Source organism: Streptomyces sp. NPDC017225 (assembly GCF_044331465.1).
In the GTDB taxonomy this organism is placed as follows: domain Bacteria; phylum Actinomycetota; class Actinomycetes; order Streptomycetales; family Streptomycetaceae; genus Streptomyces.
The window spans coordinates 510,982-526,613 of the sequence record NZ_JBIRNE010000002.1 but is presented as its reverse complement, the minus strand read 5'-3'; the positions used below and the strand labels follow the sequence as shown (position 1 = coordinate 526,613).

Sequence of the window (15,632 nt, the reverse complement as noted above, 5' to 3'; positions counted from 1 at the left end):
CGCCCTCCCGCGCGGCCTCCTCTCGTCCCGCTACGAACCCGCCTCGGCCGGCTCCGGCCTGATACGGAACAGCTCGCCGCCGATCCGGCCGATGAGCCCGTGCTCGTAGAGCATCAGCTCCGGGGCGATCGCGCCCTCCACCGGGCCTTCCGGCACCGGCACCCGTCCGCGCCAGCGCACCGCGCCGCTGTCCAGGTCGAGCCCCACCAGCCGCCCGGAAGGGCCGAGGTAATACGCCGTGCGACCGCCGAGGTCCACCGCGGCGGCGGAGGGCGGTTCCCGCGTCGTGGGGTCGTCCGGCCGCGCGCGCAGCTTCAGCCCGAGGTCGCGCGACCACAGCCGCTTCCCGTCGTCGGCCGAGTAGGCGACGACGTCGCCGTCGCCGCCGGGTGTCAGGATGACGCCGCCGGCGACCACACCCATCGGCAGGCCGTCGACGCGGTGCCGCGACTCCCGGCCCGAGCCGACGTCGACGCGGGTGAGGGTGGCGGGGCCGGGGTCACCGAAGAACTCCTGCCCACCGGCCATGCCGCCCAGCAGGACTGCGTCTTTGTCCGTGCCGATGTAGGCGGTCGGGCCCTCGACGGACGCGACCGTCCGCGGCTCGCCGGTCGCCGGGTCCAGCCGGACGACGGTGCTGCGCTGCGGACTCTCCTCGCTGTCCGGCGAGCACATCAGGTACGGGGCGCCGCCGATGGCGGCCCGGTCGCAGTCCGCCTTCTCCCACGAGTACGTCCACAGCGTCCGGCCCGTCCGGTCGTCCAGCGCGACCACGCTCTTGAAGGCCGGGGCGTTGGCGAGGATCCCGCCGTCGAACAGCACGGCGGAGGCGGGGCCGCGGCTGTCGTCGGCCAGCTCGTGCTTCCACAGCACCCGTCGGCTGTCGATGTCGAGGGCGACGAGGTCGGTACCGGCCGCGGACGTCCCCGGGGCGTGATCGGCGTAGGTGTACAGCACCCCGTCGCGGACGCCGGGCAGCGCCCCCGCCGGGGAGCTGCCGCCGTCGGCCTCCGTCGCCTCGTGCTGCCACACGACCTTTCCGGTACGGGCGTCCACGCCGATGCCGTCGTACTCGGTCCCCCGGCAGTAGACGGCGCCGGGGCCGGTGGCACAGGCGTCCCAGGACGCGCCGGGCAACGTCGTCTGCCACAGCAGCTTGCTCCGCTCGCTCACCCGCGAGGCCGGTGGCCGCGCCTTGTCGCCGCCGCCCGCGCCGGTGGCGAGGACCGCGCCGAAGGTGACGCCCGCGAGGCCCAGGGCCGCTCCGGTGACGCGCGCCAGGTTCCGTCGTCGGCGGCGGCGCACGATGCGGTCGGCGACGTCCGCGGGAGCACCCGGGTCGTCGGGGGTCCAGTGGCGCAGGACGTCCCGGATCGCCTGGTCGAGCCGGTCGGCGTTCATGTGCGGGCCCCCTTCGGTACGTTGCTGCTCAGGGCGGTGGCCTCGGCCGGTGCCGGGGCGGCCAGCTCCGGGGCCAGTCCGCGCAGCCGGGCCAGTGACCGGTGGGTGGTGCTGCGCACGGTGCCCACCGAACATCCCAGGGCGCTCGCCACCTCCGTCTCGGACAGGTCCTCGAAATAGCGCAGCACCAGCATCGTGCGCTGCCGCGGAGTCAGCCGGGCGAGCGCCTGGCGCACGGTGATCCGCAGGTCGGCGTCGGACGTGCCGTCGGCGACGCCGTGGTCCTCCGGCGGCGCCGCGAACGTCGCCTCCCGGTGCGGGCGGCGCAGTCGCCAGCGGCTGATCTGCTGGCGGTACATCACCTTGCGCACATAGCCGTCCGGGTCCTCGATGTGCCGCCAGCGGCCCAGCGCCTTCATCAGAGCGATCTGCACCAGGTCCTCCGCCTCGTGCCGGTCGCCGCCGGTGAGCAGGTTCGCCAGGCGCAGCAGGGTGCTCCACCGGGCGTCGACGTAGTCCCGGAATCCCTCTTGGTCCTGCGGGTCCATGACCCCTCCCGTTCCCTGACGCTCACAAGGACGCGCGGACCCCGGCCGATCTATGCCTGCGTTTCCGGACTTCTGCCGCGAGCGGCACAACCGTCGCCGGGGGGAGGGTGATACGAAGGTCAACTTAGGCTAGCCTTGCCTGCATGGCGAAGGTTCGACGGCTCATGCCACAAGATCCCAGGATGTTCCGTGCCCACGTGGTGCGCACCGAACTCGTCTCCCCGTCCATGCAGCGCGTGACCGTCACCGGTCCGGACCTCGCCGGGTTTCCCTGGCTCGGGTATGACCACTGGTTCCGTCTCTTCCTCCAGCTCCCCCGCCAACGCCGTCTGCGGCTCCCCGAGTTCACCGGCTCCCAGTGGTGGCAGCCCTATCTCGCCATCCCCGAGGACGAACGGCCGCACTGCGCCAACTACTCCGTGGCCGACTTCCGCCGACAGGCGGCGGAGATGGACATCGACTTCGTCGTGCACCGCGGCCCCGGGGGCGACATCGAGGGCCGGGCGGCGATCTGGGCCTGCCGTGCCGCCCCGGGAGACGCGCTCGCCCTGCTCGACCAGGGCATCCTCTTCGACTGCCCGCAGGACGCCTCAGAGATCACCATCGTGGCCGACGAGACCGGCCTGCCCGCCGCTGCCGGCATTCTGCGCTCCCTGCCGGACGGGACCGTCGGACGGCTCATCCAGGAGGTGCCCACGGCGGACGACAGGCGCGCGCTGAACGGACCGGCGGGAGTCGCGGTCTCCTGGGTCGTGCGCCAGGAGGGCACCTCCGTCCCCGGCGTCGCCGCACTCCGTGAGCTTCGGCGGCTGTCCACCGCCAGCGCGACGGGGTACGCCTTCGTCGTCGGCGAGTCGGCCCTGGCCACCGAGGGCCGCAGGCATCTGCACCGTCTGGGCCTGCCCAAGGACCGCATCACCTTCTCGGGCTTCTGGAAGCACGAGAAGGCGCAGGCCGCCTGACGGCGGCCGGTCGCCGCCGAGAGCCGTCTACTGTGCCTGCGTCGCGATCTGGATGAGGTTGCCGCAGGTGTCGTCGAAGACGGCGACGGCGACGGGGCCCATCTCCACGGGCTCCTGGGCGAAGCGGACACCCAGCTCGCGCAGGCGCTCGTATTCCGCCTTCACGTCGTCGACGGCGAACTGGGCGAGCGGAATGCCGTCCTGGACGAGCGTGTCGCGGTAGGTCTTGACGGCCGGGTGGCCGGCGGGCTCGAGAAGGAGCTCGGTGCCGCCTGGCTCGTCGGGTGAGACAACCGTCAGCCACCGGTCCTGCTCTCCCACCGGTTCGTCGTGCTTCTTCACGAAACCGAGAACCTCCGTGTAGAAGCGCAGGGCCTTGGCCTGGTCGTCGACGAAGACACTGGTCATGTTGATCTTCATGGGGTGCTCTCTTCCGTTCGGGCCGTGTCGGGTGCGAGCCAGCGCTCGGTGATCCGCCGCAGCGGGGCTGTGTTCAGGTCGTGGAACTTGTACCGGCCCTCGCGCCTGATCTCGACGAGTCCGGCGGCCTCCAGCACGGCGAGGTGCTGGGAGACCCCCTGACGCGAGATACCGAGCCGGTGCTTCACACTCAGCCGTGAGCAGATCTCGAACAGTGTCTGTCCCGACTTCTCCGTGAGCTCGTCGAGGATGGTGCGACGCGTGCGGTCGGCCAGGGCTTTGAAAAGTTCGTCGGCCACGGCCACACGATAGGCAAGAAACCACTTGCCTATCAAGTCTAGGCGCCTCTCACGTCTTCCAGAAGCCCCGGACCGTCGTTACGGACGTTGTTGACCGCCGTGGACACGGGGCGGGCGTTCAGGCGGCCTCCGCCGGGCTGGTTCAGCAGGTCGCGCAGCCCCTCAGGGTCCTGGTGGGCGGGGTCCAGCCAGGCGTCGTAGTGCTCCTCGGCGACGGCCAGGGGCATCCGGGGGTGCACGCGGCCGACGGCATCGGTGGCCCGGGTGGTGACGACGGTGCAGGTCGTCAACCAGGCGGACCCGTCTTCGTCACGCTCGGCCTCCGGGTCGCGCCAGTACTCGTACAGCCCGGCCAGAGCCATCACCCGGTCGTCCTCGGCGTGGACGAAGTACGGCTGCTTGCGCACCTTTCCCGTCTTCGGGTCCTCGAGACGCCGCCACTCGTAGAAGCCGTCGGCGGGAAGCAGGCAGCGGCGCCGGGCGAACGCGACACGGAACGCCGGCTTCTCCCGGACGGTCTCCACCCGTGCGTTGATCATCCGGGCGCCGATCCGCACGTCCTTCGCCCATGACGGCACCAGTCCCCAGCGCAGCGGCCGCAACTGCCGCGTCGGGCGTGCGTCGTCGTCCGCGCCGCGCGGGGTGCGCTCGAGGACGGCCCACACGTCGTCGGTCGGCGCCACGTTCCAGCTCGGCGCCAGGCTCTCCTCGACGCTCCGGTCGGCGACCCGGAAGAGCCCGGCCAGGTCTTCGGGGCCACGGGTGGATGCGTACCGGCCACACATGGGTCCACCTTCCCACCTCGGCCGACGGGCCGCGCGCGGCCGGCACGCCGGTTGCCACCGCCCCCCACCGAGAGCGCGGCGGCGCCTCAGCCCTCTTCTTCCGGGACCGCCATCTCCCCGAGCCGCGACCAGTCCTCCTGTGGGACCGTCGCGTTGACCACGCGCGGCGTTTCCACCAGGTGGGGCGGCAACGTCTCACGTGCCGCGGCGAAGTGGTCCGAACCGACGTGCGCGGCACCGGCCTCGTCATCACGGAACGCTTCGACCAGCACGTACTCGGTCGGGTCGTCGATGCCTCGGGACCAGTCGAACCAGAGGCACCCGGGCTCCGCGCGGGTCGCCTCGGTGAAGGCGCGGGTGATGTCGGGCCAGGCGTCGGCGTGTTCGGGCCGGACGCGGAACCTGGCGGTGATGAAGATCATGGACGGGCCTTTCGGGCGTTCGGACGGTGGCCGGTCAGGCGCTCGGGCAAGCAGTGGGACGGTCCAGCAAGGGAGGAGCGGGGGAGGATCAGCGCCGGTCGACGATCCCCTCGACGATTCGCATCAGTCGATCGCCCACCTGGTCGATGCTTCCGTTCTGCGTGCTGACCTGCGCGCCTTCGAGTACGAAGGTGATCTCGGCCGCGGCCTGCTCCGGATGGGGCAGGCCGGCCTCGATGCACATGCCGACCAGTCTGCGGGTCTGGTGCGCCTTGTGCTTCTCGATCACCTGTCGTGCGGGATGGGAGCGGTCCGGCAGTTCGGCGATGGAGTTGATGAACGGGCAGCCCCGGTGCGAGATGGCCGGCAGCCCCTCCGCGATGAAGCGGGCCAGCCCCAGGATCTGCTCCCTGGGCCGGCCCGGGCTCTCGGCCTCGACGCGGTCGAAGGCCGCCCGGTAGTCGGCGGCGACGATGCGCAGCCACTCCGCGACCAGCGCGTCCTTGGTTTCGAAGTGCCGGTAGATCGCCATTTTGGTGGTCTCGGCCCGCTCGGCGATCGCCTGGACGCCCACCCGCCTGATCCCCTCGCTCCGGAAGAGCTCTTCCGCCGCGTCGAGGACGCGTTCGCGAGGGGGCAGTTTCGCGACTCTGCTCGGCCTGCCGGCGGTCGATGCCATGACTGCTCCGTGACGTCCGGTGGGTTCGGGCCTTTCACTGCTGCTACGGTACCAGTCCGTCCCATGCGATACCGCTCGGTATCAGTAGGGACCCAGTGGTATCGCTCGTTTCGAAGGAGGGTGACAGTGAGAATCGCCGAGTACGTGAACTTCGACGCGGTCGGGCTCGCGGAACTGGTGGCCAAGGGCGAGGTGACCCCCGCCGAACTGGAAGCAACCGCACGCGAGGCCGCGCAGGCGGTCAATCCGCGGATCAACGCCGTCGTGGAGACCTGGCCGGCCGACGACGGGCCCGGCCCCGGCAGCTCACCGCTGGCCGGAGTCCCCTTCCTGATCAAGGACATCGGAGTCTCCATGGCCGGGAGGCGAACGGAGCTGGGCAGCCGTCTCGCGGCCGGCAACGTCGCCGGCGCCGACTCCTTCCTCATGCTGCGCTTTCGCCGTGCCGGCCTCGTGACGTTCGGGCGTACCGCGACACCGGAGATGGCCTACAGCATCACGACGGAACCAGCGCTGTACGGTCCGACCCGCAACCCGTGGAACCCGGAGCGGAGCGCGGGCGGGTCCAGCGGGGGCGCGGGCGCGGCCGTCGCCGCCGGGGTGGTTCCTCTCGCACACGCCACCGACGCCGCCGGCTCGCTTCGCATACCCGCCGCCTGCAACGGCCTCTTCGGGCTGAAGCCCACCCGTGGCCGGGTCTCCATGGGCCCCGCCGCCGACGAGACGTTCAGCGGCCTGGCCGTGCACGGCTGTGTCAGCCGCACGGTACGGGACAGTGCGGCACTGCTCGACCGGATCCGCGGGCCGGAGCCGGGCGACCCCTACTTCGCGCAGGAGCCGTCCCGTCCGTACACGGAGGAAGTCACCCGCCGCCCGGGCTCGCTGCGGATCGGCGTCCTGACCCGTGCGTGGGGCGGACGCCGGACCGCACCACCTGTGGCCGACGCCCTCTCCCGCACCGTGGGTCTGCTCGAGTCACTCGGCCACCAGGTGGAGGAGGCCGAGGTGGGGCTCGGCGCCGACTGGGAGGACTTCGTCCTCGCCAACGCCCGTCTGATGACGGCGCATCTCACGGCCTCGGTCGACGAGTTGGCCGCCGCCTTCGACCGCCCCGTCGACTCCTCGACCCTCGAGCCGCAGACCCTTGCCGGCCACCACTACGGGCAGCGGGTCTCCGGCGCCCAGTTCGTCTCCGCTCTCGCGGTCCGGAACCGGGTCGCCCGGAGTCTGGCACGGTGCTTCGACGCCTACGACATCCTGCTCACCCCGACCCTTCCGGAGCTTCCGATGCCGCTGGGCACCTATGACGAGGGCGCACAGGCACTGGACGGCCTCGGCTGGATCGAGCGTCTCAACGACCGCTCGCCGTTCACCATGGCGTTCAACGTGGCGGGCACGCCCGCCATGTCCGTGCCGGTGACGGCCGACGCCGGGACGGGCCTCCCGGTCGGTATGCAGTTCGCCGCCGGTTACGGGCTCGAAGGCCGCCTCTTTCGCCTCGCCGGCCAACTCGAGCGAGCGGCCCCGTGGTCGGGCCGGACACCAACGGTGTGGGCGGGGAACCCCACGGACCGCTGAGAAGTACTTCCGGTGCGAGGCCGCCGGGCGCTTCGGTGCCGTGGGTCCCGACCTCCGTTCAGCCGTGGGCGACCGGGTCGAGAGCCAGGGCGGCGAAGGTGGCCAGCCAGTGGTCGGTGGTGAAGTCACCGCGTTCCACCGCCGGCAGCCCCGCCGAGAGGTGCGCCCGGGCCGCCGTGTCCAGGCGGTTGCGGACCGGTCCGTCGGGCAGGGCGTCCGCGACGGAGCGCAGCGCGGCCGCCCTGCTGAGAGTCAGGCCGAGCAGATGGCCGATCTGCGGGTCGGCGTGATCGGAGACGACCGGTACGTCCAGGAGCGGACAGGGGGCACCGGAACCCAGCGCGGGCAGGAAGCGGTCGAGCCACTGCGGGAACCTGTCCTTCGGGAGCACCCTGCGCATCGCGTCGGCCTCGCTCAGCGCCGGGGAGAGGAAGTCCTGTCCCGACGGTTCCCAGTGCGCGGGCGCGTCGTGGTCGTCGGCGAACCAGGCGAGCAGGCGTTCCCTCACGGCTCGGTCGGTCGCGGCCGACAGTTCTCCCGAGTCGAGCGCGAGGCCCAGCGCGAAGGCGCTGTTGGGGTGGTTGCCGTGGCGTACCGGATACGTGGCCTTGGGCAGCCACTCGGCCAGCAGCCGGTCGACGGCTTCGACGGCCGGCGTCAGCGCCTGGGCCCAGCGGGCGCCCGCCGCGCCCTGGTGGGCCCGGCACTCGGCGGTGAGCGCGAGCAGCCACGCCCAGCCGTAGGGCCGCTCGAAGGAGGGGCGGTCACGGAGGTAGGCGGCTTCGGCGGCGAGATTGCCGGGGGTGAGGTGCCGGTCGAGTACGTCGGCGGCCGGCCCTGTGTCCGGCAGTGCGGGCGTACCGCCGTGCCGGCGGAGCAGGCGGACGAGCAGCCAGTGCATGTGGACCGAGGAGTGCCAGTCGTAGGCACCGTAGAAGGCGGGATGCAGGGAGCGGGGTTCCGGGCGCTCGTCGGGTGAGGTGATCAGGTGGGCGGGGAAGTTGGGGTACTCGCGGGTGATGTTGGCGAGGGCGAGCTGGGCGAAGGGGGCCGCGTAGGCGCTGAGCGGCATCAGTGGGTGGCTCCTTCGGTGACCTTCAGGTCCCGCTCTGCCGGTGTGCGGGCTGCTGTGACCAGCAGGGCGCGCAGGCCGTGGGCGACGGTGGCGGGTGGCAGGGACGGCGCGGTGCCGTCGGTGACCTGCTCCGGTGCCCAGGGCACGTGCACGAAACCGCCCCGTATGTGCGGGAACTCGGTGGCGATGAGGTGACCGAGGCCGTAGGCCACATGGTTGCAGACGAAGGTCCCGGCCGTGTGCGAGACCGCGGCCGGGACACCGGCCTCCCGCATCGCGGCGACGCAGGCCTTGACGGGGAGGGTGGAGAAGTAGGCGGCGGGACCGTCCGCGATCACCGGTTCGTCGATGGGCTGTCGGCCGTCGTTGTCGGGGATGCGCGCGTCGTCGAGGTTGAGGCCGGCGCGTTCGACGGTGACGCCGGGACGCCCGCCCGCCTGGCCCAGGCAGAGCACCAGGTCGGGGGCTTTGGCGCGGATGGCGTCGCGCAGGGTGTCGAGGGACTTGCCGAAGACGCAGGGCAGTTCGGTGGCGGTGACCGTGAGACCGGTGGGCGGTTCGGCGGCCACCAGGGTCGCCGCACGCCACGACGGGTTCACGCTCTCGCCGCCGAAGGGGGCGAAGCCGGTGATGAGGACTCGGGTCATGGGCATTCCTTGCGGGTCGTGCGGGCCGGTCGGACGAGGGGCCGAAGCGGATGCTCAGAACGCGAAGAGGGACATGATGACGGTGCAGCAGCCGAGGAGCGCGATGCCCGTCGGCAGCTGTGCCTTGATCGGTCCGTACTGGTCCTTGAGCTCGAGCAGGGTGGCCGGGACGATGTTGAAGTTGGCGGCCATCGGCGTGCAGAGGGTGCCGGCGAAGCCGGCCAGCATGCCGATCGCCAGGACGGCGGGCTCGTTGCCGTGCATCTGCTGGATGAGCACGGGCCAGCCGATCGCCGCGGTCATCACGGGGAAGGCGGCGAAGGCGTTGCCCATGATGACGGTGAACAGGAACATGCCGACGCAGTACGCGATGACGGCGAGGTACCTGGAGTCGTCGGGCAGGACGTTGTTCACGATGTCGCCGACCTGTGTGCCGACTCCGGCGGCGGCGAAGATCGAGCCGAGTACGGCCAGCAGTTGGGGCAGGATCAGGGCGGAGCCCATCGCCTCCAGCATGGAGCGGCCGGAGTGGATCGGGACGGAGAGCCTGCGCTCGCCGGTGACCAGCATGCCGACGACGAGCGCGGCGACGCATCCGAGGCCGAGTCCGAGGAGCGTGGCCTTGCCCGTCTCGAACAGGCCGGACTCGTCCAGCACGGAGGCGCAGACGATCGCGACGAGCGGGATGGTGAGGGCGGGGACGAAGATCCTGCTGCCGAGCCGGGTGGCCGAGGCCTCGCGCTGTTCGCCGGTGGTGGTGACCGGGACGCCCTTGCCGAGGAAGTTGAAACCGGCGAGCACGATCAGGGTGAGGACCGCGACACCGAGCGGTTCGGCGGGCAGGGTCCAGTCGCCGTTGCCGGCGGTGGCGTTGGCTACGCCGGTGCCGTAGGGGAAGGTGAGGCCGAGCAGGCCCCAGAACGCGGCGGACGTCCACCGCTTGGGGTTGCTGCGGTCGGCGGCCATCTGCACGGCCATGACGACGAAGACGAGGCCTATCAGCCAGTAGAGCCATTCGACCTTGATCACTTGTCGGCCCCCTCGGGAAGCGGCAGGTCGTGCTCGGCGGCGGCGAGCGCCATCTCGCGCTCCAGTTGCCGGTCCAGGAGCAGCAGCCGGGCTCCGTGGATGACGAAGGCGCAGACCGCGAGCGGGATCGCCCACAGGGCCAGCTGGGTCGGTTCGATCTCCTGCTGGTAGGTGGAGTTCACGAAACCGGTGATCAGCAGGATGGAGCCGATCGCGATGAAGCAGTCCTCGCCGAAGAAGACGCCGACGGTGTCGGCCGACGCGGAGTAGGAGCGCACCTTCTCGCGCAGGCGGTCGGGCAGCCTGGCCCCGGTGGAGCGTTCGGCGGCGGCCTCGGCCATGGGGGCGACCAGGGGCCGCACGGTCTGCGCCGGGCCGCCGATGCTGTTCAGGCCGAAGGCCGCGGTGACCTGCCGGACCAGCAGGTAGACCGTGAGGAACCGGCCCGCGCTGAGGCTGCCCAGCCGGCCGATGAGATTGCGGGCCTGTTCGCGCAGGCCGTAGCGCTCCAGCAGGCCGATCACCGGGAGCACGATGGCGAAGACGGTGACCGAGCGGCTGTCGGCGAAGGACCGGCCGAAGGCCGCGAGGACCTCCAGGGGGCTCATCTTGCCGAGCAGTCCGGTGACGATACCGGCGACGCCCACCACAAGGACGGGGTTGCGGCGCGTGACGAATCCGAGGATCACCACGACCACACCGAGGAGAACGATCATTCGGTGGCCTTCTTCAGGCATGAGGGGGCAGAGCACGGACCCGGAAGCTGCGGAGCCGTGACTTCATCGGTCCGGGGACCATAGCTCCAGATGCGTGGCAGATGCACGGACACTAGCGATCGTTGAACGATCTAACAAGAGGTGAATCTCGCATCCCGCGCGCTCCTGGTCGTGACCGTCGATGTCTTGTCGGATCGTTCAACAATCGACTACGTTCGGAGTGTGATCGACCTCAACGCAGATCTCGGTGAGGGCTTCGGCCGCTGGACCCTCACCGACGACGACGCCCTGCTCTCCGTCGTCACCAGCGCCAACGTCGCCTGCGGTTTCCACGCGGGCGACCCGTCGGTGATGCGCCGCGTCTGCGACCTCGCCGCCGAGCGCGGGGTACGGATCGGAGCCCAGGTGTCCTACCGCGACCTGGCGGGCTTCGGACGGCGCGCCATGGACGTGCCCGCCGGTGAACTGGCGGCCGAGGTGGCGTACCAGATCGGCGCGCTCAGGGTGTTCGCCGAAGCCGCCGGGTCCGAGGTGGCCTACGTGAAGCCGCACGGCGCGCTCTACAACCGCACCGTCCACGACGCCGAGCAGGCCCGTGCCGTCGTGGCCGGGGTACGGCTCGCGGGTGGTGCGCTGCCCGTGCTCGGCCTCCCCGGCTCGCTGCTGCTCACCGCCGCGGGCGAGGCCGGGCTCACCGGCGTGCCCGAGGCCTTCGCGGACCGCGCCTACACCGCTCGGGGCACACTCGTCCCCCGCCGGGAGGCGGGCTCCGTGGTGACGGACGAGGACGCGGTGGTACGGCGCGCGCTGGCGTTCGCCGTGCGGGGCGCGGTCGAGGCCGTGGACGGGACGACCGTCGCGGTCGCCGCCCGCTCCCTGTGCGTGCACGGCGACACCCCGAACGCGGCCAGGATCGCTGCGCGGGTCCGCGAGGCACTGGAGTCGTCGGGGGTCGGGATCGAGGCGTTCGCATGACGCGGAGCCGGCCCCTCACGGTGCGTCCCGCCGGCCGCCACGCGCTGCTCGTCGAGCTGCCCGACGCCGAGCGCACCGCGGCCTTCCACGCCGAAGTGCTGCGCCGGCGGGCGGCCGGGTCCCTGCCGCCGGTGGAGGAGATCGTGCCGGGGGCGCGCACCGTCCTGCTGGACGGGGTGCCGGACCCGGACGCGCTGGCCCGCGGGCTCACCGCGTGGGAGGTGCCGCCGGGTGCCGACGACGACGGGGACCTCGTGGAGATCGCGGTGCGCTACGACGGGCCGGACCTGGCCGACGTGGCGGCGGTGTGGGGAGTCGCCCCCGAGGAGGTCGCCGCACGCCACACCGCCCACGTCCACCGTGTCGCGTTCTGCGGTTTCGCACCCGGCTTCGCCTACCTCACCGGTCTTCCCGCCGAGCTGCACGTGCCCCGCAGGGCCACCCCCAGGACCCGGGTCCCGGCGGGCGCGGTCGCCCTGGCCGGCCCCTACAGCGCCGTCTACCCCCGCTCCACGCCGGGCGGCTGGCAGCTGATCGGCACCATGCCGGACGCGGACTCCCTGTGGGACCCCGCACGCGAGCGGGCGGCGCTCCTCGTACCGGGGACGCGCGTGCGGTTCGTCACGTCGGACGCCGCCCCGGGAGGCGCGGAGTGACGGCGAAGCTCACGACCGTACGCTCCGGCGCCCTCACCACGGTGCAGGACTCCGGGCGGCGCGGCTACGCCCACCTGGGAGTTCCCCGCTCCGGTGCCTTGGACGCGCCCGCGATGCGGCTCGCCAACCGGCTGCTCGGCAACGACCCGGACGCCGCCGTCCTGGAGACCACCCTGACCGGCTGCGCCCTCCGGCCCGACCGCGCCATGACCGCGGTGGTCGGCGGCGCGCACTGCCCGGTCACCGTGGACGGGCGTCCCGCGGCCTGGGGGGCGCCCGTGCGGGTGCCGGCGGGCGCGGTTCTGGACGTGGGGACGGCGACCGCGGGCGTGCGCTCGTACGTGGCGGTGGCCGGGGGCATCGCCACCGATCCCGTCCTCGGCAGCCGCTCGACGGATCTGCTCTCGGGGCTGGGGCCCGAGCCCCTGCGCGACGGGGACGTCGTACCGGTGGGTCTCCCCCGGCCGGTGGCCCTGTCCGGCGCCGCTCCCTGGCCCGGACCCCCCGCCGAACTCGTCCTTCCGGTACGCCTGGGCCCCCGCGCCGACTGGTTCACCCCGGCCGCTCTGCGTACCCTCGTCTCGGCCACGTACCGCGTCTCCCCGCACAGCAACCGTATCGGCCTGCGTACCGAGGGACCGCCGCTGGAACGGGCGCCGGCGGGTGAACTGCCCAGTGAGGGCGTCGTCCTGGGCGCCGTGCAGGTTCCGCCGGACGGACGCCCTGTGATCTTCCTGCACGACCACCCCACGACAGGTGGCTACCCGGTCGTCGCGGTCGTCGCGGAACCCGCCCTGGCGGCGGCCGCCCAGGCCGCGGTCGGGACACCGGTGCGCTTCACGCGCGGCTGAGGGAGCACCAAACGCAGCGCCGACGGCCTCAGAGGCCGGTGAGCAGGTCGTCGAGCGGGGCGGGTACGCGGTCGGGGTCCAGTGCCTCGACCATGACACCGGCGTAGTGGATCTTGCGTCCCTTCTTCGTGCCGAGGAAGCGGCGCAACTGCTGCCGCGCGGTGCGGCCCTGCTGCGCGGGCTGGCGCAGGAAGGTCCGCAGGGCTCGCATGTCGCCCTCGGCCCGGACGAGTTCCTCCACCCGGGCCACGCCCAGCGCGCGAATGAGCTCGTCCTCCAGATCCGCCGCGCACACGAAGTACCCGTTGTCCGCCGCGCCGGCCCGCTCCATGGCTCGGTCGTAGTAACGGCTCTCCCTCTCGTCGCAGAGTCCCGTGAGGCGGAGCCCCAGACCGGCCGGCCCGAGTAACGTCGCGAAGCGCCCGACGCTCATCGCGCCGCCCATCGACAGGACGCACACTCCTTCCGCCGCCAGGTCCCGGCCGCGCGCCGCGGCCAGCGCGCCGACCGCGGCGACGTCGCTCGGGCCTTCGAGCAGGACCACCGCCCGGACGGGCAGGCTCGCCGCGAGCTCACGCGCGGGGGTGTCCGGGCCACCCGGTGCACACTGGATGACCGCCTCGCGGAACGCCCCCATGTCAGTCATGAGACGAGTCTCCGCCTTTCCCGGCCGCCACGGTAGTGGTTTCCCACTGCCGCGGGGGCGCCTTGGCGGACCGGTCCGGATCCGGAGCGGGCAGGAGGAGCCACCGCCTCCATGGACAGCCGCCGACCCGCTGTGATGTGATCCGTACGGCGGAACGGTCCTGCTCGGCGCGGTCACAGGTGACCCCGGGTGCCGCGCGAGGACGGCCGACCCCACGTCATGACTTCCGCCACCCGCTGTGCCCGTGGGCCCCGCATCGCCACGGCGAGCGTCCGGGCCCGTCCCCCCAGGCCCGAAAGTTCCGTACACATGCAGAAGACCAAGGCCGCGCTCTGGGAATTCCTCCAGGGACTCGGCAAGACGTTCATGCTGCCGGTGGCCCTGCTCGCGTTCTGCGGCATCATGCTGGGCATCGGTTCCTCGCTCTCCAGCGAGGCCGTCACTGACAACGTTGCCTTCCTGCGAGGCGAGGGCTGGCACCTCGTCTTCACGTGGATGGCCAACACCGGGTTGGTCGCCTTCACCTTCCTGCCCGTCCTCTTCGCGATGGCCATCCCGCTCGGGCTCGCCCGTGAGGACAAGGGGGTGGCCGCCTTCTCCGGTTTCGTCGGCTTCGCCGCCATGAATCTGGCGGTGAACTTCTACCTCACCGCCAAGGGCGTCGACTTCGAGGACGAGAAGGCGATCGAGCACTACGGCATAGCCGACGTGCTGGGTGTGCCGTCCATCGACACCGGGCTTCTCGGCGCCGTGGCCGTTGGCATCGTTGTCAGCCTTCTCCACCGGCGCTTTCGCACCCAACGGATGCCTGACGCGCTGGCCTTCTTCGGCGGGCTGCGCTTCGTCCCGATCGTCTCGGCCCTGGTCCTCAGCGTCCTCGGTCTGCTCATCCCGCTGCTCTGGCCGACCTTCAACGGCTGGATCACCGCCGTGGGCCGGGGCATCGGGCACACCGGGGTGTTCGGGCCGTTCTTCTTCGGCATGGGAGAGGTGCTGCTGCGGCCGATCGGGCTGCACCACATCCTCGTGGCCATGTTCCGCTTCACGGACGTCGGCGGTGCGGGAACCGTGTGCGGTGACCAGGTCTCCGGCGCCCTGAACATGTTCTACGCCCAGCTGGACTGCTCGGCCGCGCCCAACAGCGCGGTCACCGACGCCACGCACTTCCTCTCCCAGGGCAAGATGGCGGCCTATCTGGGCGGCCTCCCGGGCGCCGCGCTCGCGATGTACCACTGCGCGAACCGGCGGATGCGCCCCGAGATCAAGGCGCTGCTCGTGTCCGGGGTGGTGGCCTGCGTGGTGGGTGGCATCACGGAGCCGCTGGAGTTCCTGTTCCTCTTCGTCGCCCCGTGGCTGTACGCCATCCACGCGGTTCTGGTCGGGCTGGGGTTCCTCACGGCGGCCGGGCTCGGCGTCTTCATCGGGAACACCGACGGCAATGTCATCGACTGGCTCGTCTTCGGCGTCCTGCAGGGCTCGGCGACCAAGTGGTATCTCGTGCCGGTGATCGCGGTGGTGTGGTTCACCGTGTACTACTTCCTGTTCCGCTGGGCGATCACCCGCTTCAACCTGAGGACTCCCGGACGCGAGGAGCTCTCGGCACAGGACGAGGACGAACGGGGCGAGGACGCACAGCATGAGGTGGAGGAAGCCGCGCCGGACAAGGCGGCGGGACCCGGGCGCGAGCTGGTCGCGGGGAAGTACGACGCCGTCGCCATCCTCGACGCGATCGGCGGTGCCGACAACATCCGGTCCCTGGACAACTGCATCACACGTCTGCGTATGACGGTCCGGGACGCCGAACAGGTCGACGAGGCACGGCTGAAGAAGCTGGGGGCCGTGGGAGTCGTCAAACTCGACGGCCACAACGTGCAGGTCGTCATCGGCCCACAGGTCCAGTCGGTGAAGGACGCCATCGCCACGATGATCCCGGTGGGCTGACC

General features: G+C 71.7%; 18 protein-coding genes. 6 read left to right on the top strand and 12 right to left on the bottom strand.

Annotated features, from left to right (window positions below; all coding sequences use genetic code 11):
* Positions 1 to 30 precede the first annotated feature (30 nt).
* Positions 31 to 1,401 (bottom strand): PQQ-binding-like beta-propeller repeat protein, encoded by a 1,371-nt coding sequence (locus ACH4NX_RS06125; RefSeq protein ID WP_351390997.1) that lies wholly within the window; start codon positions 1,399 to 1,401, stop codon positions 31 to 33.
* Positions 1,398 to 1,949 carry a SigE family RNA polymerase sigma factor gene (locus tag ACH4NX_RS06120; protein WP_351390999.1) on the bottom strand — a complete coding sequence of 184 codons (552 nt, stop codon included), beginning with the start codon at positions 1,947 to 1,949 and terminating at the stop codon, positions 1,398 to 1,400. Before ACH4NX_RS06120 ends, ACH4NX_RS06125 begins: the two co-directional genes overlap by 4 nt.
* 143 nt (positions 1,950 to 2,092) lie before the next feature.
* On the opposite strand from ACH4NX_RS06120, the gene ACH4NX_RS06115 reads away from it, so the two are divergent.
* Positions 2,093 to 2,911 carry a siderophore-interacting protein gene (locus ACH4NX_RS06115; RefSeq protein WP_398126870.1) on the top strand — a complete coding sequence of 273 codons (819 nt, stop codon included), beginning with the start codon at positions 2,093 to 2,095 and terminating at the stop codon, positions 2,909 to 2,911.
* 27 nt (positions 2,912 to 2,938) lie between these two features.
* Here ACH4NX_RS06115 and ACH4NX_RS06110 read toward each other — a convergent pair whose 3' ends face one another.
* The 5 genes from ACH4NX_RS06110 to ACH4NX_RS06090 form a co-directional block, all read right to left on the bottom strand.
* Entirely contained in the window at positions 2,939 to 3,331 is a 393-nt protein-coding gene (locus ACH4NX_RS06110; RefSeq protein ID WP_398126871.1) for a VOC family protein, read from the bottom strand.
* Entirely contained in the window at positions 3,328 to 3,630 is a 303-nt protein-coding gene (locus ACH4NX_RS06105) for a metalloregulator ArsR/SmtB family transcription factor (RefSeq protein ID WP_351391005.1), read from the bottom strand. Before ACH4NX_RS06105 ends, ACH4NX_RS06110 begins: the two co-directional genes overlap by 4 nt.
* Before the next feature lie 38 nt (positions 3,631 to 3,668).
* A complete protein-coding gene (locus ACH4NX_RS06100) occupies positions 3,669 to 4,415 on the bottom strand; it encodes an SOS response-associated peptidase (RefSeq protein ID WP_398126872.1) in 747 nt (248 codons plus the stop codon).
* 86 nt (positions 4,416 to 4,501) lie between these two features.
* Positions 4,502 to 4,837 carry a putative quinol monooxygenase gene (locus ACH4NX_RS06095; protein ID WP_351391009.1) on the bottom strand — a complete coding sequence of 112 codons (336 nt, stop codon included), beginning with the start codon at positions 4,835 to 4,837 and terminating at the stop codon, positions 4,502 to 4,504.
* Between the two features lie 88 nt (positions 4,838 to 4,925).
* Positions 4,926 to 5,516: a helix-turn-helix domain-containing protein gene (locus ACH4NX_RS06090; protein WP_351391010.1), complete on the bottom strand. Its 591-nt coding sequence runs from the start codon at positions 5,514 to 5,516 to the stop codon at positions 4,926 to 4,928.
* A 126-nt stretch (positions 5,517 to 5,642) separates the two neighbouring features.
* Between ACH4NX_RS06090 and ACH4NX_RS06085 the strand changes: the two genes are divergently transcribed.
* Positions 5,643 to 7,094, top strand: a complete 1,452-nt coding sequence (locus ACH4NX_RS06085; protein WP_351391012.1) for an amidase — start codon at positions 5,643 to 5,645, stop codon at positions 7,092 to 7,094.
* 58 nt (positions 7,095 to 7,152) lie between these two features.
* Here ACH4NX_RS06085 and ACH4NX_RS06080 read toward each other — a convergent pair whose 3' ends face one another.
* The 4 genes from ACH4NX_RS06080 to ACH4NX_RS06065 are packed head-to-tail and all read right to left on the bottom strand — an operon-like array spanning position 7,153 to position 10,561.
* A complete protein-coding gene (locus ACH4NX_RS06080; RefSeq protein ID WP_351391014.1) occupies positions 7,153 to 8,166 on the bottom strand; it encodes a DUF2891 domain-containing protein in 1,014 nt (337 codons plus the stop codon).
* Entirely contained in the window at positions 8,166 to 8,816 is a 651-nt protein-coding gene (gene pcp, locus ACH4NX_RS06075; RefSeq protein ID WP_351391016.1) for a pyroglutamyl-peptidase I, read from the bottom strand. Before pcp ends, ACH4NX_RS06080 begins: the two co-directional genes overlap by 1 nt.
* A gap of 54 nt (positions 8,817 to 8,870) precedes the next feature.
* Positions 8,871 to 9,845: a DUF979 domain-containing protein gene (locus tag ACH4NX_RS06070; protein WP_351391018.1), complete on the bottom strand. Its 975-nt coding sequence runs from the start codon at positions 9,843 to 9,845 to the stop codon at positions 8,871 to 8,873.
* Positions 9,842 to 10,561, bottom strand: coding sequence for a DUF969 domain-containing protein (locus ACH4NX_RS06065; RefSeq protein WP_351391020.1), 720 nt, complete (start codon positions 10,559 to 10,561; stop codon positions 9,842 to 9,844). The genes ACH4NX_RS06070 and ACH4NX_RS06065 overlap by 4 nt, the downstream gene beginning before the upstream one ends.
* A gap of 222 nt (positions 10,562 to 10,783) precedes the next feature.
* On the opposite strand from ACH4NX_RS06065, the gene ACH4NX_RS06060 reads away from it, so the two are divergent.
* Genes ACH4NX_RS06060 through ACH4NX_RS06050 form a run of 3 tightly spaced genes read left to right on the top strand, consistent with a single transcriptional unit; the run spans position 10,784 to position 13,043 of the window.
* Positions 10,784 to 11,536: a 5-oxoprolinase subunit PxpA gene (locus ACH4NX_RS06060; RefSeq protein WP_351391022.1), complete on the top strand. Its 753-nt coding sequence runs from the start codon at positions 10,784 to 10,786 to the stop codon at positions 11,534 to 11,536.
* Positions 11,533 to 12,192 carry an allophanate hydrolase subunit 1 gene (locus tag ACH4NX_RS06055; RefSeq protein WP_351391024.1) on the top strand — a complete coding sequence of 220 codons (660 nt, stop codon included), beginning with the start codon at positions 11,533 to 11,535 and terminating at the stop codon, positions 12,190 to 12,192. The genes ACH4NX_RS06060 and ACH4NX_RS06055 overlap by 4 nt, the downstream gene beginning before the upstream one ends.
* Entirely contained in the window at positions 12,189 to 13,043 is an 855-nt protein-coding gene (locus ACH4NX_RS06050; protein WP_351391026.1) for a biotin-dependent carboxyltransferase family protein, read from the top strand. The genes ACH4NX_RS06055 and ACH4NX_RS06050 overlap by 4 nt, the downstream gene beginning before the upstream one ends.
* A gap of 28 nt (positions 13,044 to 13,071) precedes the next feature.
* Here ACH4NX_RS06050 and ACH4NX_RS06045 read toward each other — a convergent pair whose 3' ends face one another.
* Positions 13,072 to 13,689, bottom strand: a complete 618-nt coding sequence (locus ACH4NX_RS06045; protein ID WP_351391027.1) for a TOPRIM nucleotidyl transferase/hydrolase domain-containing protein — start codon at positions 13,687 to 13,689, stop codon at positions 13,072 to 13,074.
* A gap of 309 nt (positions 13,690 to 13,998) precedes the next feature.
* Here ACH4NX_RS06045 and malX point away from each other — a divergent pair, with 309 nt between their 5' ends.
* Positions 13,999 to 15,630: a maltose/glucose-specific PTS transporter subunit IIBC gene (malX, locus tag ACH4NX_RS06040; protein WP_398126873.1), complete on the top strand. Its 1,632-nt coding sequence runs from the start codon at positions 13,999 to 14,001 to the stop codon at positions 15,628 to 15,630.
* The last annotated feature ends 2 nt before the right edge of the window (positions 15,631 to 15,632 follow it).